This window comes from Stenotrophomonas sp. GD03680, assembly GCF_029844625.1.
GTDB classification, from domain to species: Bacteria; Pseudomonadota; Gammaproteobacteria; order Xanthomonadales; family Xanthomonadaceae; genus Stenotrophomonas; species Stenotrophomonas maltophilia_P.
This window is the reverse complement of record NZ_JAOCKC010000001.1, coordinates 455,134-473,130: the sequence shown is the minus strand read 5'-3', so window position 1 is coordinate 473,130 and position 17,997 is coordinate 455,134. Positions and strand designations below refer to the sequence as shown.

General features: G+C 67.9%; 21 protein-coding genes. 14 read left to right on the top strand and 7 right to left on the bottom strand.

Annotated elements, in window-relative coordinates:
• Positions 1–5: 5 nt before the first annotated feature.
• The 4 genes from N5J29_RS02120 to N5J29_RS02105 are packed head-to-tail and all read right to left on the bottom strand — an operon-like array spanning position 6 to position 3,850.
• Positions 6–383 (bottom strand): DUF2894 domain-containing protein, encoded by a 378-nt coding sequence (locus N5J29_RS02120; RefSeq protein WP_065182919.1) that lies wholly within the window; start codon positions 381–383, stop codon positions 6–8.
• Entirely contained in the window at positions 373–1,011 is a 639-nt protein-coding gene (locus tag N5J29_RS02115) for an OmpA family protein (protein WP_053517790.1), read from the bottom strand. Before N5J29_RS02115 ends, N5J29_RS02120 begins: the two co-directional genes overlap by 11 nt.
• Positions 1,008–3,185, bottom strand: a complete 2,178-nt coding sequence (locus tag N5J29_RS02110) for a DUF802 domain-containing protein (RefSeq protein WP_164152578.1) — start codon at positions 3,183–3,185, stop codon at positions 1,008–1,010. The genes N5J29_RS02115 and N5J29_RS02110 overlap by 4 nt, the downstream gene beginning before the upstream one ends.
• Before the next feature lie 11 nt (positions 3,186–3,196).
• Positions 3,197–3,850, bottom strand: coding sequence for a DUF3348 family protein (locus N5J29_RS02105; protein WP_065175212.1), 654 nt, complete (start codon positions 3,848–3,850; stop codon positions 3,197–3,199).
• A gap of 144 nt (positions 3,851–3,994) precedes the next feature.
• On the opposite strand from N5J29_RS02105, the gene N5J29_RS02100 reads away from it, so the two are divergent.
• Positions 3,995–4,912 carry a M14 family metallocarboxypeptidase gene (locus tag N5J29_RS02100; RefSeq protein WP_065176143.1) on the top strand — a complete coding sequence of 306 codons (918 nt, stop codon included), beginning with the start codon at positions 3,995–3,997 and terminating at the stop codon, positions 4,910–4,912.
• Positions 4,913–4,959: 47 nt separating this feature from the next.
• On the opposite strand, the gene N5J29_RS02095 is transcribed toward N5J29_RS02100, so the two are convergent.
• On the bottom strand, positions 4,960–6,012 hold the full coding sequence (locus N5J29_RS02095) for a sensor domain-containing diguanylate cyclase (protein WP_111186834.1): 1,053 nt from the start codon (positions 6,010–6,012) through the stop codon (positions 4,960–4,962).
• Positions 6,013–6,276: 264 nt separating this feature from the next.
• Between N5J29_RS02095 and N5J29_RS02090 the strand changes: the two genes are divergently transcribed.
• On the top strand, positions 6,277–7,173 hold the full coding sequence (locus N5J29_RS02090; RefSeq protein WP_164152882.1) for a retropepsin-like aspartic protease: 897 nt from the start codon (positions 6,277–6,279) through the stop codon (positions 7,171–7,173).
• A gap of 97 nt (positions 7,174–7,270) precedes the next feature.
• On the opposite strand, the gene N5J29_RS02085 is transcribed toward N5J29_RS02090, so the two are convergent.
• Together N5J29_RS02085 and N5J29_RS02080 are read right to left on the bottom strand one after the other, a co-directional pair.
• Positions 7,271–7,612, bottom strand: coding sequence for an RcnB family protein (locus N5J29_RS02085; protein ID WP_053519774.1), 342 nt, complete (start codon positions 7,610–7,612; stop codon positions 7,271–7,273).
• 72 nt (positions 7,613–7,684) lie between these two features.
• A complete protein-coding gene (locus N5J29_RS02080; protein WP_164152881.1) occupies positions 7,685–8,572 on the bottom strand; it encodes a LysR family transcriptional regulator in 888 nt (295 codons plus the stop codon).
• Between the two features lie 124 nt (positions 8,573–8,696).
• On the opposite strand from N5J29_RS02080, the gene N5J29_RS02075 reads away from it, so the two are divergent.
• The 12 genes from N5J29_RS02075 to N5J29_RS02020 all read left to right on the top strand — a co-directional run bounded on the left by N5J29_RS02075 (position 8,697) and on the right by N5J29_RS02020 (position 17,987).
• The gene (locus N5J29_RS02075) at positions 8,697–9,443 is read left to right on the top strand and encodes a glucose 1-dehydrogenase (protein ID WP_164152885.1); all 747 of its coding nucleotides are present in this window, start codon (positions 8,697–8,699) and stop codon (positions 9,441–9,443) included.
• A gap of 43 nt (positions 9,444–9,486) precedes the next feature.
• Positions 9,487–10,857 carry an MFS transporter gene (locus N5J29_RS02070; protein WP_279924089.1) on the top strand — a complete coding sequence of 457 codons (1,371 nt, stop codon included), beginning with the start codon at positions 9,487–9,489 and terminating at the stop codon, positions 10,855–10,857.
• Between the two features lie 111 nt (positions 10,858–10,968).
• Entirely contained in the window at positions 10,969–11,238 is a 270-nt protein-coding gene (locus N5J29_RS02065; RefSeq protein ID WP_053519770.1) for a hypothetical protein, read from the top strand.
• 142 nt (positions 11,239–11,380) lie between these two features.
• The gene (locus N5J29_RS02060; RefSeq protein ID WP_164152879.1) at positions 11,381–12,061 is read left to right on the top strand and encodes a L,D-transpeptidase; all 681 of its coding nucleotides are present in this window, start codon (positions 11,381–11,383) and stop codon (positions 12,059–12,061) included.
• Between the two features lie 207 nt (positions 12,062–12,268).
• Positions 12,269–13,249 (top strand): GTP 3',8-cyclase MoaA, encoded by a 981-nt coding sequence (moaA, locus tag N5J29_RS02055; RefSeq protein WP_164152878.1) that lies wholly within the window; start codon positions 12,269–12,271, stop codon positions 13,247–13,249.
• Positions 13,250–13,257: 8 nt separating this feature from the next.
• Positions 13,258–14,256 carry a bifunctional molybdenum cofactor biosynthesis protein MoaC/MoaB gene (moaCB, locus tag N5J29_RS02050; protein WP_065176136.1) on the top strand — a complete coding sequence of 333 codons (999 nt, stop codon included), beginning with the start codon at positions 13,258–13,260 and terminating at the stop codon, positions 14,254–14,256.
• Positions 14,253–15,509 carry a gephyrin-like molybdotransferase Glp gene (gene glp / locus N5J29_RS02045; protein ID WP_128988281.1) on the top strand — a complete coding sequence of 419 codons (1,257 nt, stop codon included), beginning with the start codon at positions 14,253–14,255 and terminating at the stop codon, positions 15,507–15,509. The genes moaCB and glp overlap by 4 nt, the downstream gene beginning before the upstream one ends.
• Positions 15,506–15,766, top strand: a complete 261-nt coding sequence (locus N5J29_RS02040; protein ID WP_164152877.1) for a MoaD/ThiS family protein — start codon at positions 15,506–15,508, stop codon at positions 15,764–15,766. Before glp ends, N5J29_RS02040 begins: the two co-directional genes overlap by 4 nt.
• Before the next feature lie 3 nt (positions 15,767–15,769).
• Positions 15,770–16,264 (top strand): molybdenum cofactor biosynthesis protein MoaE, encoded by a 495-nt coding sequence (locus N5J29_RS02035; protein ID WP_164152876.1) that lies wholly within the window; start codon positions 15,770–15,772, stop codon positions 16,262–16,264.
• On the top strand, positions 16,242–16,793 hold the full coding sequence (locus tag N5J29_RS02030) for a molybdenum cofactor guanylyltransferase (RefSeq protein ID WP_229765869.1): 552 nt from the start codon (positions 16,242–16,244) through the stop codon (positions 16,791–16,793). The genes N5J29_RS02035 and N5J29_RS02030 overlap by 23 nt, the downstream gene beginning before the upstream one ends.
• Entirely contained in the window at positions 16,790–17,155 is a 366-nt protein-coding gene (locus N5J29_RS02025) for a hypothetical protein (RefSeq protein ID WP_111186844.1), read from the top strand. Before N5J29_RS02030 ends, N5J29_RS02025 begins: the two co-directional genes overlap by 4 nt.
• A gap of 55 nt (positions 17,156–17,210) precedes the next feature.
• Positions 17,211–17,987 carry a helix-turn-helix domain-containing protein gene (locus N5J29_RS02020; protein WP_111186845.1) on the top strand — a complete coding sequence of 259 codons (777 nt, stop codon included), beginning with the start codon at positions 17,211–17,213 and terminating at the stop codon, positions 17,985–17,987.
• Positions 17,988–17,997: the final 10 nt, after the last annotated feature.

Sequence of the window (17,997 nt, the reverse complement as noted above, 5' to 3'; positions counted from 1 at the left end):
GGGCCTCAACCGGGGTTGCGGGGCTTGCGCGCGCGCTTCGGTTTCGCCGCATCACCGCCGCTGGCCGCACCGTCCTGCAGCGCCTGCAACCACGACAGGGTATCGACGTAATCGATGAAGTGGCGCAGATAGCCGGGGCTGGCGGCCTGCATCGAATCGAGCATGCGCTGCACCAGTACCGCGGAGTTCAGCGGGCCGCCGTCGGCAGGGGCCTCGGTGCGCAGCGAACGGCGCACCTGCAGTTCACTGCGCAGCTCCGACCACTCGTGCTGCACCTGCTGCAGCATCGGCACCTGCGGGTAGTCCGCCAGCGAGCGCGACCCCGCATCGAGATCGCGCACCAGTGCACGCAGCCCCTCCAGCGCTGGCAGCTTATCTGCCATCCGGTGCCCTGGGCCTGGGAATCGGCGCGATCTCCACGCGGCGGTTGCGCGCGCGGCCATCTTCGCTGGCATTGGAGCTGACCGGCTGCTCGCTGCCGAAGGCGGCGGCGAACACCGCATCGGCCGGTACGCCATCCGCGATCAGGGTACGGGTCACCGTCAGCGAACGCTGCGCGGACAGTTCCCAGTTGTCGGCGAAACGACGGTTGCCTTCGCGCACCGGCGCATCATCGGTGAAGCCGCTGACCATCAGGATCTCTTCGCGGCTGCCCAGGTAGGCAGCCAGCGGTGCGGCCAGGCTGCGCAGCAGCTCCTGGCCCTCCGGCTGCAGCTGGTCTGAATTGAGGGCGAACAGCACACTGCCGCTGATGCCGATGCGGCCATCGACCAGCGTCACCCGGCCCGCCGCCAGCGGGCCGGCCAGTGCCTGCTCCAGCGTCTGCAGGCGCTTGGCTTCGGCCTGGCGCTGCCTGACTTCATCCTCCAGCCGCTGCGAGAGTTCCAGCTGGACCGCTACCACGCCGACCAGGATCAGCACGAACGCGCCGAGCAGCACCGACATCAGGTCGCCGAATGCCGCCCAGATCGGCGCGTGCGAACCGCCGTCGACCTCCAGCTCGTCGCTCATGCGGTGCCGGCCTTACCGCGGCGCGCGGCCAACTGTTGCAGCTCCTCCATCACCTGCTTCTGCGACAGCAGGCTCAGGTCGACCACCTCGCGCGCCTGCGCCACGTAATAGGCCAGCTGCTCGTCGCTCCGGGCCAGCGAGGCATCCAGCGCGCCACCGATCTGTTCCAGCCGGCCCGACAGCTCGGCCGATGCGGCGCCGAACTGGGCCACGGCGTCGCCGAAGGCGCCGGCAAGGTGGCCGACTTCAGTGGCGCTGCCATCGAGCAGTGCGGCGATGCCGTCGAGCTTGCCGGTTTCGGCCGCGATGTGGTCGGTGAAGCGGTTGCCGACGCGCTCCAGCAGTTCCGCCGAGCCGCCCACCAGTGCATCGACCGCGCTGCGTTGTTCATGCGAGGCATGGTTGATCGCATCCAGCAGGGTCTGCACCGTCGCCAGCAGGCGGCCGCGCTCCTCCAGCATCGCGTTGTCGCGCACCAGACTCTCGGAGAGCGTGCTGCGCAGCTCGTTGATGACGTCGGCAGCGGCCTTCGGTGCGGCGGCAGCCGTCTGCAGCAGGGTCGAGACTTCCGCGAGCGTGGCGCTGGCCTGGGCACGGCCGTTCTCGCCGATCTGCTGCGCGGTCTCCGCCAGCGTGTCGCAGATCTGCTGCTGCTGCGCAGCCAGGCGTTCTCCATTGGCGTGCAGGCGTTCGGCCAGATCGTTCGACAGGGTGTGCAGCGCGTCGCTCCAGCGTTGCAGGCGCTGTTCGTCACCGGCCTGCAGTTGTGCCTGCAGCGCGGCGTGGGCCTGTTGCAGATGGGTGCTGGCGGCCTCCCAGCGCGCCTGGCGCTGCTGCTCGTGGTCCTGCAGCAGCGACTGGCTGGCTGCATGACGTTCTTCAAGCGCGTGAAGCAGCGACTGGGCCCGTTCGTCCAGATGCTGACTCACCGCCTCCAGTGCCTGCTGCTGGCGCTCGACCAGCGTGGTGTTGAGGGCATGCTGCTGGTCGGCCGCAGTGCGCCACGCGTCGGTCTGGCGGTCGGCATCCGCCTGCAGCCGTTCGCCGATGCGTGCCACCACTGCTTCGCCGTGTGCACCCTGGGCATCGCTGAAGGCCTGCAGATGCTGACGCAGGTCGGACACCAGCGCCTGCTGTGCCTGGGCCTGTTCGGCCATCACCCGCGTCCAGCTGGCTTCAGTCGATACGCGGCTGCGCTCGAAGCCGTCCGCCAGCCCGGCCAGCTGCTGCTGCACCGCCTGTTCAACGCGCGCATGCAGGGCCTGGCCGTGGCTGGCCAGGCCAGCCAGCGTGGTTTCCGCCATCGGCTGCAGGGCACCGCCGATGGCCGCTGCGCTGGCCTCGGCGCCTTCGCGCAGCGATTGCTGGAGGGAGGCCGCCAGGCGCTCCTGCAGCGCCTGGCTCTGGCTGAGGAACTCGGCCTGGCCGGCCAGCAGCCGTTCGTTGGCCGCCAGGCTGTGCTGCTCGAAGGCACCGGTCATCGCCTGCAGGCGGTCGACCAGGGCCGGCAGCGCTGCGGACTGCGCCTGCAGCAGTCGCAGGGATTCGGCGCGTTGCCACGCCTGCGAATACGGGTGCAGCGGGCCGGAGATGGCACGGTCGAGCTGCTGCACGGCCTGCAGGCGATCCCGGCGCAACAGGGCCGAAAGCAGCCCCAGCATGGCCGAACTGGCGACACCGGCAATCGACGTACCGAAGGCGACGGCCAGGCCCTGTACCGGGGATGCCAGCGAGCCGCGGATGGCGGCCATGTCGGTGGCGCTCTGCAGGGCGAGGCCGGTGCCGCGCAGGGTGTCCATCATGCCCAGCAGGGTGCCGAGCATGCCCAGCAGCACCAGCAGGCCGACCAGATACGGTGTCAGGACCGGGCCGGGCAGGGCGGTGCGCTCACCTTCCACGCGCAGGCGCACGGCATTGCGCAGGCTTGCCGGCACGCGCTCCAGCCAGGGTGCCAGGCGCTCCTCGGCGGCGGACAGATCGCCCAGGGCATCGCGCAGGCCCGCGCTGGCCTGGCGATAGCGGTACAGCTCCACACCACCGGCGATGTAGCAGGCGGCAATGACCGCCGCGACCGCTGCACCCAACGGGTGCACCGAAACGTAGCCGATGCCGATCCAGCACACGGCCAGCAGGCCGACAAGGAAGACAACGACAGGGAAAGCAGTTCTGGACATGGTGTTCCGGGTCAGTGGGAGCGCAGGGCTGCCAGCAGCCCCTCGATCGGGTGGAAGCGCAGCTGCAGCTCGGCAAGCAGCAGCGAGCGCATGTCATGGCGGAATGCGGTGCGCCAGCCAGGCTGGCCATGCACGCGGTCGAAGCGGGTGCCCAGCACTGCCGGGGCGATGGCCAGCAGGCTGTGCTCGCGCGGGCTGAGGGTCTGCTCCATCACGGCGTCGATCTCGGCCAGCCGCGCCAAATCGGGCGAGGCCCGCAGCAACTGGTCACGGAGGCGTCCGCGCAGGCGCCCGGTCGCGGTCTGGATGGCCTGCTGCAGTACCCGGTAGCGCTGCCGCAACGAGGCAAAGGTGGGTGTGGCGGCCGCCTCGGCCAGATCGAGCAGGCGCTCGGCTTCGGCATCGTCACGAATCGACGCCAGCAGGCTGGCATGGGCCTGCTCGCAGTCGGCCAGCAGGTCGTCCATCGCCTCGCCCGCGTCCGCCGCTGCAGGCACGCGTCCGCCCAGTGCCGTCGACAGCGCGACAGCACGGCTCCAGTCCACCCACTGACCGAGGCGATCGGTCAGGACGGGACTGGTGGCCGGCATCGCGCCGTCGCTGAGACGGGCGAGCAGGCGAAGGAAATCCGGTCCACCCAGGACCGTCTGCGCTGCGTTCGCCATCAAGGGGTGAGGGGCCAAAAACCGTTGATTTTACAGCCAGATGAGCCTGGCTGGATGAAGGGCGGGACGGGTGGGCGGGCCCGCAGGCGCCACAAGGCTTAGAATGACCGGCTGCACTCACCACGTTCGACCTCTGGAGCACCCATGACTGTTGCGCAGTTCTACCCGATCGGCACCCCCGGACAGCCCTGGGGCGATCCGGAACGCGCGCAGTGGCGGGCCCGCCAGCAACGCCAGCGCAGCTACCATGACGATGTGGTGGCGGCGCTGGAACGCCTGGACGAGCGTTTCGACGTGATCCAGTACGGGCAGCTCGATTACGCGCCGGACCACTATCCCCTGTTCGCCGTGGTCAACCACGACTGGAACCCGGCACTGCCGACGGCGCTGGTTACCGGCGGCGTGCATGGTTATGAGACCAGCGGCGTACACGGTGCCCTGCAGTTCCTGGAGCAGCAGGCCGAGCGCTACCTGGGGCGTCTGAACCTGATCGTGGCCCCCTGCGTGAGTCCGTGGGGCTATGAGCGCATCCAGCGCTGGAACCCCGCTGCCCTGGACCCGAACCGCAGCTTCCGCGACGGCGGCCTGATCGAGGAAGCCGCCTCGCTGATGCGCTGGGTGGCCGGGCGCAAGGCCGACATCCGGGTGCACCTGGACCTGCACGAAACCACCGACAGCGACCTGCACGAGTTCGACCCGGCCCGTTGCGCCCGTGATGGCAAGCCCTTCGAGCGGGACACCATTCCCGATGGCTTCTACGTGATCGGCAACAGCGAAGACCCGCAACCGGCATTCCAGCGGGCGCTGATCGCTGCCGTGGCGCCGATCACCCATATCGCCCCGGCCGATGCCGAAGGCAACCTGGTCGGCCTGCCGTTGCAGTCACCGGGCGTGGTATGGGGTGAATCGCGCTCGATCGGGGCCTGCGCCGGATTCACCGATGCGCGTTTTGCCACCACCACGGAGGTCTACCCGGACAGTCCGCGTACCCACCCGCAGGAGTGCAACGACGCGCAGGTCGCGGCGGTCTGTGCGGGCCTGGATTTCGCCCTGGCGCACTGATCCGGATCGGGACCGCGACCGACCGGGATGACGCTGCTACGCGGCCATTACTCGGCGAAACTGGCGGTGTCCTTGCCTTGCCGCTTGGCGTGGTAGAGGGCTCGGTCGGCCAGTGCCAGCCAGTCCTCGACACTGCCGTGTCGCGGGCTCGCAGCGACTCCCATGCTGACACTGAAATCGCTCGCCGGTCCTGTCCGGCGTGCGTTCTCGTGCAGGCGTTGCCGGATGCGTGCCGCCATCTGCATGGCGTCTGACGCGGCGCAGTCGCGCAGCAGCACGACGAACTCATCCCCCCCGAGCCGTGCAGCCGTATCGGCCGGGCTGGCGAATTCGCGCAGTGTCGTGGCGATATTCCGCAGGACCTGATCGCCGGCGCGATGCCCCTGCGAGTCGTTGATGCGCTTGAAGTCATCCACATCCAGCATCAACAGGCACGCCATGCCACCGTGGCGCTGCGATTTGTCCAGCGCCTGCTGGGCACGGTGGATCAGGAAGCCCCGGTTGGCCAGCTCCACCAGCGGATCCATCCGGCTCAGCCGCCGCAGCTGCCGGTTCTGTGATTTGACCCGGCGCGCGAGTTGCCAGCTCAGGATGCTGAGGCCGATGCCGTACACGAACAGGAACGGCATGCTCAGCATGATGCTGCGTTGCGAGGTGGTCGGCTGGTAGGGGAAGCCCAGCGCGAACCAGACGAGTCCAAAACCCAGCACCAGCGCCAGCGTCGCCCGCAGCGCCAGCCGCACTCCCCCTGCTGCGATCTTGTCGGCCACCAGCAGAGCGGTGAACAGCGCGCTGGGCACGATGCTGAGGGCGATGAACGCGATCCACGCGCCGCCAAGGAAGGAATCGAGCACCATGCAGCGGAACTGGGTGGCGGCCGGCTCGGGGGAACGCCGGGTGAGGACCAGAGCGATCGTCGGCCATGCCAGCGCGTTGAGCAGCAGCAGCGTCCATGGCCACACGCCATCCTGGCGTTCGAGCAGGATGGAGGCCAGAGGGAGGGCCGCCAGGCTGCTGCCGACGAACCGCATCCAACCGATGCGCCGCGCCGCGCCGATACCCTCGACGGCCACCTCGGTCGAATCAGTGAAGTAGGGCATTGCCGATCCCCCCAAGATCGCACGACCAACGGCGCTCCACGGTGGAGCGCGCTCCAGCAGTCTGGCATTGCGACGTCAACGGCCCGTGCATGCTGCGGTCGCCGAGGTCAGCGCCGGATGGCAACACGGGGCCGGAGGCGCCGGGCGCCCGTTTGCTTCGGTCCGGAATCATCGAGGGCAGCGCGGCGGGCGTCTAAACCTTCTGCACCCCTGCCGCATCCAAGGCAGGCGGCAATCTGCCGTTGCCTCCACTGGAAGCCATCAATGCGCCAGTCCATACGCTCGTGGTACGTCGCCCTGGTTGCGGGGCTGCTTGTTCTTCCGCAGCCCTGCGCCGCGGCCGGGACGATCACCCTTCCTTTCGAGCAGGACAAGGATCACCGGATCTATGTGGAAGGGCGGATCAACCAGTCAGGACCGCTGCGCTTTCTTGTCGACACCGGCGCTGACGGACTGGCAGTCACGGTTGCCACCCGCAAGGCCGCGTCGATGCAGGTCGATGACCGCTCCGAGAACACCGGCTCCGATGGCGTGAGTTTCGTGGACTACAGTACCCACAACACGGTCGTCGTGGGAGACATGCGCCGGACGATGGGGGCGGCCGTGATCGACTACGGCAAGCGTCCGTTCGACGCCGTGCTTGGCTGGACATTCTTCGCGGGGCGCATCATCGAGATCGACTACGACCGCAAGCTGCTGCGCGTGCACGACCGGTTGCCGGATCTGCACGGATACACCCGCGCGAACGTCCGCTGGATCGACAATACGCCCGCCATCGAAGTGCTTCTGCGTGAGGGTGGCTCGACACTTGCGGCCTGGCTGTTCGTGGACACCGGCAGCAACGGCGCCATCGATCTGGGCCATGCGTACAGCTCGCGCCACCGACTGCAGGAGGTGTTCACCCGCACGATCGGTACCTCACAGTTCAGCGGCTCGGCGGGCAGGAAGATCCGGGCCGTCGATGCACGGATCGCATCGGCCGATGTGCGCGGGCTGCGACTGGAACAGCCCAAGGTGTCGTTCACCATCGATGAGGATGGATCCAATGCCGACGGCACGCTGGGCAGTGAAGCACTGCGCAACTTCAACATCCTGCTGGATACCAGAACCGGGCAGCTCCATCTGCGGCCAAACGGAAACGCGCGCGCGCTGCCGAACTAGCCCTTCAGCGCCCACCGCTGGACGCAGCAGCGGCAGGCAGCGCAGGAAGGGCTGACCCATCGCGCGTCTGCGCCCGACGGGTCAGCCAGGGCTGCGTTCACCGACGCAGCGCGTCGACGATCACGCCGGTGGCGATTTCAACAAGCAGATACTCGGTGTCGCTCTGGCGGACCCAGCGCTGGCCGCGGCCGGGATCACGCAGCCTGTAGCGTGCGTAGTCATCCACCCAGTAGCGACGATCCACTTCCGCCCACGGCAGATGATCGCCGCGCCGCCATGCCTTCTTCTGCCATCCTGGCGGCGGTGCGTCGCGATTGTGCGGCCCGCCTGCGTGCGGTGGGGGACCGTTTCCGCGGGCGTGGTGCGGCGGATCCGCCCAGGCCGGTGCGACGGCGAGCAGTGCCACCATCAGAGCAGGTACGACGTGTCGGGTCCTCATGGCATCCTCCTGTCAGTGGCCGGTCCTGCCGGCCTGGTGAGGTGGACCATAGGCCAACGCCCGTGAACGGAATCATGCTGTCCGTTTCCCTGCCGAGGGGGCGGCGCCTGTTGGCGGCAGCGTCGAATCGAGGATGTCCAGCAGGGCACGCAGACGGTCCATGTGGCGCAGATCCTGGTGATAGCCCACCCAGATGCCCCGCGAAGGAGGCGTCCCGTGTGATTCGATGCGCTGCAGTCCGGCTATCGCGTCACCCAACGCACGGGGCAGCACGGCGATACCGGTACCGTGCAGGCACATCTGCGCCTGGACACTGCGACTGGTACTGGTGAATGCGCGCGGCGAACGCGGAAACCGCTGCAGCAACCATTCCACGTCGGGGAAGTGCGACTGCGCGGTGTTCATCAGGACGAGTCCGACCGAATCGGGGTCGTCCTGCAGCCGGGCGATGGTCGAGACCGAACCATACAGGCCGTAGGGCAGGGTCATCACGAGGCGCTGGACGATGTCCGGCTCACTGAACGGCACGATGCGGAACGCGACGTCGGCATCGCGGCGCGACAGGTCAAGCAGTCGATAGCTGGCGATCAGTTCCGGAACCACCGCCGGATGCCGGCGTACCAGTTCGGCGAGCACGGGCGTCAGCACGTGGCAGGCAAACCAGTCCGCGCTCGAAATGCGCAGAATGCCTTCCAGCCGGCCCGGGCTGCCTTCCAGGCGGCGCTCCATGGCCAGGGCGGAGTTCTCCATGGCTTCGGCCAAGGCCAGCACTGCATCACCGGCATCGGTCGTGACCAGCCCGTCCCGCGTCCGCCGCAGCAGGGGCTGCCGGGCGTGCTGTTCAAGGGCCTTCAACCGGCGGCCTACCGTGGGATGGCTGACACCAAGGCGCCGCGCCGCCTCACCCAGTGATCCGCCCCGCACGATCGCCAGGAAGACACGGACATCACCCCACTCCATGATCGTGCTCGTTCAAAAATGTACGGCAAATGTGCATCAGTGTCAGTCCACATACAAGTTTGAAAGGTTCAGCATGGGCCCCGGTCGCACTGACCGCCTCCCCCTGGAACTGGATCCGCTTGATATGAACACGCTGAAGGACAAGGTCGCGCTGGTCACCGGCGCTTCGAAGGGCATTGGCGCTGCGGTTGCCCGCCGCCTGGCGGCCGACGGCGCCAGCGTCGTCGTCAACTACGCCTCGAGCCGGGAGGGCGCCGAACAGGTCGTTGCCGATATCGAAGCCGCCGGTGGTCGGGCGCTGGCGGTGCGCGCCGACGTGCGTGACGCGCGCGAGGTCGATGCAATGGTGGCCACGGCCCTGGATGCGTTCGGCAGGCTGGATGTGGTGGTGAACAACTCGGGCGTGTACCGGTTCGCGAAGATCGAGGACACCACCGAGGCGCTCTATCGCCACCAGTTCGACATCAATGTGCTGGGCCCGCTGCTGGTCACTGCCGCCACCGTTCCCCATCTGCGGCCCGGTGCAAGCATCATCAACATCAGTTCATTCGTGACCCGCATCCTGCCGGTGGACAGCGCCATCTACACCGGTTCGAAGGGCGCGATGGACGCCATCACCGGCGTGCTGTCCAGGGAGCTTGGTCCGCGCGGTATCCGTGTCAATGCGGTCAATCCCGGCCTGATCGAGACCGAGGGCACACATGCTGCGGGTGTCGTCGATTCCGGGTTCCAGGCCTGGAATCTGGCGCAGACACCACTGGGCCGGACAGGCCAGGTACTGGACGTGGCGCCGATCGTTGCGTTTCTCGCCTCCGATGATGCGCGATGGATGAGCGGCGACACCCTGCTTGCCTCTGGCGGCATGCGCTGAGTGGGGGGACGACATGAATCTACCGGCTGACGCTGCGGGCCCCATGTCGCCCGATCCGCGCCGTTGGATGGCATTGGCTGTACTGCTGACAGGCACGCTGCTGCCGCCGCTCGACTTCTTCATCGTCAATGTCGCGTTGCCGGCCATCCGTGTCGATCTGCACGCGCCCCCGGATGTCTCGCAGCTGGTCATCTCGGTCTACGCCACGGCCTACGCGGTGACCCTGATCCTGGGAGGCCGGCTGGGCGACATCTACGGCAGGAAACGGGTGTTCATCGCAGGCATGCTGGGGTTTGGCCTGGCATCGGCGCTGTGCGGCCTGGCGCCTGCGGCTGAAGTGCTGGTGGCCGGACGGCTGCTGCAGGGGATGTCGGCCGCGCTGATGGCCCCGCAGTCATTGGCATCGATCCACGCCCTGTTTCCGGACAGCGAGAAGCGCCGTGCGCTTGGCCTGTATGGCGCCACCTTCGGCCTCGCATCGGTGGGCGGGCAGCTGCTGGGAGGGGTGCTTGTGACAGCCGATCTGTGGGGGACAGGGTGGAGGAGCGTGTTCCTCATCAATCTTCCCATCATCGCAGCCGCGGTGCCGGCTGCATTCGTGCTGCTGCGTGAGTCGCACGCCCGCCAGGGAGCACGGCTGGACGCTGTCGGAGCGGTGGCGCTGGCGGCGTCGTTGCTGGCGCTGGTGGTACCGATCATCGAGGGCCGCCAGCGCCAGTGGCCGTGGTGGTGCGTAGGACTGCTGCTGGCAAGCGGCCCCCTGCTGCTGTTGTTCTGGAGGCATGAGCAGCGATGCGTGGGGCGTGGGCAGATGCCGCTGGTATTGCCATCGCTGCTGCAGATACGCGGGTTGAGGCGCAGTCTGTCAGCGACATTCTTCTTCTACGCGCTGGCTGCGTTCTTTCTCGTCTTCGCGGTGTATCAGCAGTCCGCGCTGGGGCGCAGCAGCGCGTCGGCGGGGTTGGCGATCCTGCCGTTGGGGCTGGGTTTCCTTCTCGGGCCGCTGTGTGGTTCGGCGTTCCGGCGGCTGGCCGCACAGGGTGCATCGCATGGGATGGTGATGGAGGTTGCGGGCCTGCTGGCGGTCGCAACGCTCGCGCTGCTGGACATGCCGTCGTGGCTGCCGCTTCCGCTGTTTCTGATCGGCGCAGGACAGGGCATTGCGCTTCCGGCGCTGGTGAAGCAGAGCGTGGACCATGTGGATGCCCGCCACGCCGGGCTGGCCGCAGGCATCGTGAGTGCGACACTGCAGATCAGTGCGGCGCTGTCGGTGGCGTTGGTGGGCGGTGTGTTCTTCGCCGTCGCGCCTGACACGGCAACGCCCGCGGAGGTGCGCACCGCCTTCGTGGTGGCCTCGCTGGTGATCGCGGCATCCTTGGCGATTGCTACCGGATTGGCTTGGCGACGTGGTTGAGACGGTGTCTTCACACCGCATCCACGTCTTCCACCTGCAGCTGAAAGCCAATCGGAGAGTGGGCCGAAACGCCGCTATATTCCAGACACCCCAGACGAAGGAGGGAGTGGAATGATTCTTACCAAGCAGCACCTGATGATGGCACGTACGCTCGGTGTGGCGATTGTCGCCACCGTAGGCCTTGGGGCCTGCGCCACCTACAAGGACGATTTCGCAACGATCAACTCGCGGCTCGACCAGCTTGATGTGAAGGTGCAGGGTGCGGCGCAGAGCGCCGAGTCGGCCAATCAGTCGGCGCAGCAGGCCAACCAGCGTCTGGATCAGATCGAAGGCCGCGTCCAGCAGCTTGAACGGGCACCTCGCCGCACCCCGCGCGGCTGACCACCTGTAGCCTGCACATCCGAGTCAGGGGCCCAGTGGCCGCAGCGGCCACTGGTGTCCTCCCGTAATACAGCTTTCGAGGAATGCTCCCATCCATACCCACTCCTCCCTTGCGCGCCGTGCCCATCGCGCTGCCCTGGCAGTGGCGTTGGCGTTCCTGGTGGTTGGTGTCGTCAATGCGGAAGATGCCGTCGCGCCGCCGTCGGCCGCCGTTGATGAACTGCCACCCGGCCAGGATGTCTCCGAAACCGTGATCGAACTGGCGGGCTGGGTCGTGGCGTCCAAGGACAGCCAGGGCTATCCGTTCGCAGTCATGGACAAGGCTGCCGCGCAGATCCTGGTGTTCGGTGGCGACGGCCGGCTGCGCGGCGCGGCCCCTGCATTGTTCGGTTCAGCGACCGGCGACCACACCGCGCCCGGCGTTGCGGGTCTCGCCCTGCGTGCCATTCCGGGACGGGACCGCACCACGCCTGCAGGTCGCTTCGTGGGCGGCTACGGCCCTTCGATCGATGCAGGGCGGGTGCTGTGGGTGGACTACGAGTCAGCAGTCTCCATCCATCCGACCGCAACCGGCGTTCCATCAGAGAGGCGTGTCGAGCGCCTGGCATCGCCGTCGCCGGACGACAACCGCGTCACCCACGGCTGCATCAACGTCTCGCCGGAGTTCTACGAACGCATCATCCGTTCCACCTTCGAGCGGGGCGGGGTGTTCTACATCCTGCCGGACGTGGACCCGATCGAGCAGACCTTCCCCGAGTTCGCACAGAGCCGCGCGGCTGCGCAGCACAACGGCGGCAAGCGCGCACGATCTGCCCGCAGGTAGACGCTCCACCGCCGGCCCGGTGGGCGGCGCGGTCAGCCTGGCGCGCATCCATCCGGACACTGGCTGCGGCTCTTCCTGTTGCCCGGCAGCGTGCATCCGCTGCCGGAAATCGTTCATGATGGGCCCAGTCACACTCCCGTGGCAGCGCAGGCCGCATGCTGTGATGCGCCGACAGGCAGGACGGTGGAGCAAGAAGGTGGACCAGCCATGAGCCAACTCACCGACGGTTTCGGACGCAGCTTTCCGTACCTGCGCCTGTCGTTGACCGAAGCCTGCAACTTCCGTTGTGGCTATTGCCTGCCGGAGGGGTATCAGGCCGATGGCCGCCCGCGCTTCCTGCAGGTCGAGGAGATCAGACGCCTGGTCCGCGCCTTCGCGGCGCTGGGCATGAGCAAGATCCGGCTGACCGGTGGCGAGCCCAGCCTGCGCAAGGATCTTGATGACATCATCGCGGCCGTGGCGGCGGTGACGGGTATCGGCAAAGTGGCCATCACCACCAACGGCACGCAGTTGCCGCGTCGCCTGCCGGGTTGGCACCGCGCCGGCCTGACGGCGCTGAACGTGAGCATGGACAGTCTGCGGCGCGAACGTTTTGCCGCGATCACCGGGCATGACCGCCTGCCGGAGATCGAGCAGGGCCTGGCCCTGGCGCAGGCGCTGGGGCTGCCGTCGATCAAGCTCAACGCGGTGCTGCTGCGCGGCCTCAACGACGATGAGCTGCCGCAGTGGATGGCGTACCTGCGCGACCGTCCCTTCAGCGTGCGCTTCATCGAACTGATGCGGACCGGCGACAACGAAGCCTATTTCCAGCAGCATCACCTGCGTGCCGACGGGGTGATCGAGCAGTTGCTGGCTGCCGGCTGGCGCGAGCGTGCACGGGCGGCCGATGCCGGCCCGGCGCGCGAGTTCGGCCATCCGGACCATCGTGGCAGCATCGGCACCATCGCGCCGTACTCGCGCGATTTCTGCAAGGGCTGCAACCGGTTGCGGGTAACAGCCAGGGGAGACCTGCGGCTGTGCCTGTTCGGCGACTTCGGCGTGCCGCTGCGCGCGCTGCTGCAGCACGATGACGACCATGACGCGCTGCTGGCGCGCATCACCACCCAGCTTGGCCTGAAAGCGGCCGGGCATGGCCTGCACCAGGGCCGGACCGGGCTGACCCCGCACCTGGCTTCCATCGGAGGATGAGCAGCACGATGAGTGGGGAACTGAACGCGGCATTCCATATGGCCGATGTCCGCAACAAGCGCATCAGTCGCCGGCGGGCGGTGGCGGTGGGCGAGCTGCATGCTGGTCCGCTGGCGTACCCGTTGATCGTCGAGCGTCGCCTGCCGAAGGGCGATGCGCTGGTCATGGCCGAGATCGCCGGCCTGCAGGGGGCGAAGATGGCGTCGATGCTGATGCCACTGTGCCATCCGCTGCCGCTGGAGCTGGTGCAGGTGTTCTGCGCGCCGGTGCCGGAACGGCACGCCATCCGGGTCTGGTGCGAGTGTGCCAGCGAGGCGCGTACCGGTGTGGAAATGGAAGCGCTGGCCGGCGTCAACGCGGCGCTGCTGACCCTGTACGACCTGAGCAAGCCGGTGGAACCGGCGCTGCGCATCGAAGGTATCCGCCTGCTGTTCAAGGAAGGTGGCAAGCGCGGCCTGTGGCTGCATCCTGATGGCATGGATGATGCCGAGCGCGCGCGCTTCAGACCGCGTGCGCCGAAGGGCCTGGAAGGCGCGGCCTGCGCGGTGATCACCCTGAGCGACCGTGCCAGCGCAGGTACTTATGAGGATGTTTCTGGCCCGACCCTGGTGGCCGGCCTGAACAGGCTGGGCGGCGAGGTGGTGGCTGCCGACGTGCTGCCCGATGGCATCGAGCCGTTGGCGGATCGCCTTCAGGCATTGGCCGCCGATGGCGTGCGCCTGTGCCTGTGCACTGGCGGTACCGGTCTGGGCCCGCGTGACCTCACCCCGGAGGCGCTGCGTTCGTTGAACGCGCGGCCGGTGCATGGGCTGGCGCAGATGGTCCGGGCGCTGAGCGCGCAGCACACGCCGATGGCCTGGCTGAGCCGCGCCGAGGTGGTGCAACTGGGCAGCATGCTGGTGTTCGCGCTGCCCGGCAGCCCGAAGGCGGCAGCGCAGTGCCTGGACATCCTGGCGCCGGTGCTGGGCCACGCCCTGGCGATGGTCGACGGTGGTGACCACGCGTGATTCTCTACAGTGAAGCACTGCAGCACCTGCTGGAGGCGGCCACGCCGCTTCCCGCCGAGCGTCTGCCCCTGCAGGAGGCCGCAGGCCGCACCCTGGCCAGTGACATCCACAGCGCGCAGGCATTGCCGCCGTTCGACAATTCGGCAATGGACGGTTTTGCGCTGCGCGCCAACGGGGTGGCGTTCGAGTCGGGTACCGAATTCACGGTGCAGGGCTGGCAGGCGGCGGGTGATGGCGATGCCGAAGGCGGCGAGGGCGCCTGGGAGATCATGACCGGCGCGCGCATGCCGGGCGGCCTGGACACGGTGGTACCGATCGAGAACGTGCAGATCCTCGCCAGCGAAGCGGGCCGTCCGACCCGGATCGCGCTGAAGAGCGTGGTCAGGCCGGGCCAGAACGTACGCCTGCGGGGCGAGGACGTAGCCGAAGGCGAATGCGTGCTGCGGGCGGGACAGAGGGTGGATATCAACGCACGGACCCTGCTGCACGCCCTTGGCGTTGGGGAGGTGGTGGTGATGTCGCGACCGGCGGTGGCGGTGATTGCCACCGGCAAGGAGCTGGTGAGCGAGGCGACGCAGGCGCTGGAGTCCGGGCAGATCCGTGACAGCAACCGCCCCTACCTGGTCGGGCGGCTGCACGCGGCCGGAGCTGAGGTGGTGTGGCAGGGCACCGTCGGTGATGATGTGGCCGCGTTCGATGCAGCGCTGGACCAGGCACTGGCGGCCGGTGCGCGGGTACTGGTCAGTACCGGTGCGGTCTCTGCGGGCCGTTACGACTTCGTGCCCGACGCACTGCGCGCGCGCGGGGCGCGAATCGTGTTCCACAAAGTGGCGATCCGTCCGGGAAAGCCGCTGCTGTTTGCGGTACTGCCCGACGGTGCGCTGTATTTCGGCCTGCCGGGCAACCCGGTGTCGGCGGCAGTGGGGCAGCGGTTCTTTGTCGAGCCTGTACTGCGCCGGCTGCTGGGGTTGGCGCAGGAACCGGTGCTGCGGCTTCCCCTGCAGGCGATGGTACGCAAGCCGCCCGGCCTGCGCGTCCACGCCCGTGCGCGGGTGGAGCTGGACGAGCAGGGCCAGCTGAGTGCGCGGGTGCTGTCCGGACAGGAATCGTTCCGTCTGATGTCCATGGTGCAGGCCAACGCCTGGGTGGTACTGGAGGACGAGGGCGATCTGGTTCCGGCCGGCAGCGCGGTGCGCGTACAGGGCTGGGGCCACGCCGACCCGGTGCAGCTGACGGGCAGGGAGTGGGAATGAAACAGGTGACGTTGCAGTTGTTCGGTGCGTTCTCCGATCTGGATGAGCGTCGGGAGATCACGCTGGAGGTGTCGGGTGCGACCGTGGCCGACCTGCGCCAGGCGCTGCGCGAGCTGCTGCCGGTGCGTTGGCCCGGTTTCCGTGCTGGCCTGCTGGACTATTCGGCCTTCGCCGACCAGCAGCGCGTGCTGCGCGATCACGATGTGCTGCCGGAGGATGGCCGCGTGGCCATCCTGCCGCCGGTGAGCGGGGGCTGAGCGATGGACGCGAAGCCGATTGCGAAGGTGGTGGACCGGGCGCACGGGGCGATCGACCCGGCAGAAGGGATCGCCGCGGTGTCCGACCCGGGTTTCGGCGGTATCGACGTGTTCATCGGCAAGGTACGTGACGTGAACGTCGGTCGGGTGGTCACGGGCATCACCTACGATCTGTTCGAGCCGCTGGTGCTGAACGAAATCCAGCGCCTGGCGGCCGAGGTGGAGGCGGCGTTCGGGCCGCGCCTGAAGCTGTATGTGGCGCATGCCAAGGGGCGGCTGGGCATCGGCGATGTGGCCGTGGTGGTGGCCGCCGGCAGCCCGCACCGGGACGAAGCATTCCGCGCGTGCCGGCAGCTGATCGAGGCAGTGAAGCACCAGTGCCCGATCTGGAAGCAGGAACACTACGAGGATGGCGACAGCGCCTGGAGCGAGGGCTGCAGCCTGTGCCATGCGGACAGCACGCCCGCACATGGCCATGACCACGAGCACGGCCATTGACGGCATCGTGCTGGCTGGAGGCCTGTCCAGCCGCATGGGCCGCGATAAGGCGCTGCTGCCCTGGCGCGGGCGCACCCTGCTTGAGCACATGCGTGACGTGTTGATCGCGGCCGGTGCGCAGCGGGTGTGGGTGAGCGGTGACTATCCGGCCTTCGATGGCATTCCCGACCAGGTCGCGCGCTGCGGCCCGCTGGGCGGGCTTTACAGCGTGTCCCTGGCCATGCCCGATACCGTTGCGTGGGTGGTGCCGGTGGACATGCCCAGCTTGACCGGCGCCCTGCTGCATCGGCTGCACGGGGTGCCTTCCGCCTGCAGCGTGTTCTCCGGCGAGCCATTGCCGATGTGTCTGCAGATCAATGATCATTGCCGGCGGGCCCTGCGGACCTTGATCGAAGATCCACAGGCGCGGCGTTCGCTGCGTGCCCTGCAGGAGCGGCTGGCGGCGACGGCGTTGCCGCTGCCTGAGAATGAGCGTGCCTTGCTGTTCAACTGCAATACCGGGGCCGACTGGGAGTCCATCGCAACATGAAAGTCCAGCTGCAGCGGCAATCCATGCGCCTGCGTGTCGATGAAGAGGAACTGGCAGCACTGCTGGCCGGTGACTCGCTGGAGAACCTGACCCGGTTTGGTGGCACGGGCGGGTGGGGAACCGCGTTGTCGCTGCATGGGGGCGACCAGGCGGTGCTGCTGGACGGTGGCACGGTCTGCCGGCTGGTGCTGCCGCGCGATGCAGTGCAGGGGCTGGCAGCACGACTGCCGTCGCGTGAGGGTCTGGAATTTTCCATCGCGCTGGATGATGACAGTTCGTTGCAGCTTCAGTTCGACGTGGATGTGCGCGACAGCATGCGCCAGCGCGGCCATCAGCGGCGGGGGCAGCGTCCGCCGCCGTGAGACCGGCCGTGGCACGCCTGCCGTATGATGAAGGCCTTCATCCAGGCATTTCGTGATGTTCTCCACTCCGTCCCCACAGGTTCGCCAGGGCGCGGCGACGCCGAACCCCGCCGCTGCCGATGACGGCGACGCGCTGCACTTCTGCAGTACCTGTGCATTCTCCGATGCCTGCATGTCGCAGGGGTATGACAAGGCCGCGCTGGGCGAACTGCATGTGCTGGTCGACCATGTCGGCCCGTTCCACGCGGGCGACTACATCTTCCGCGCCGGCGAGCCGTTCGATTCGATCGCGGCGGTGCGTGCCGGCATGGTCAAGACGTTTGTCGATGACAGCCAGGGCAACGAGCAGGTGCTCGGTTTCAGTCTGCCCGGTGAGGTGATCGGCCTGAACGCGATCCACGAGGCACGCTTTCCCTGCAATGCCGTGGCGCTGGATACCGTGTACCTGTGCCGGATCTCATTCCCCAGGCTGAGCCTGCTGGCCACCCGCATGCCGGGCCTGCAGGCGCGGCTGTTCAGCCTGCTCAGTGCGGAGATCGGCAAGGTTGCCCTGCTGGCGGCCAACCATCGCACCGAAGAGCGGATGGCCGCGTTCCTGCTGGACATGTCCGAGCGCTACGCACGCCGCGGGTTCTCCGCCACCCGGTTCAACCTGACGATGGCACGCACCGAGATCGCCAATTACCTGCGGATGGCACCGGAAACCGCCAGCCGCGTGCTGCGCCGGCTGAGCGATGATGGGATCATCGCGGTCAGGCAGCGGGAAATCCTGTTGTTGCAGCCCGAGCGCCTGGCATTGCTGGCATCGGCCGATGAATCCGATCCGAACTGAATCTGGCCGG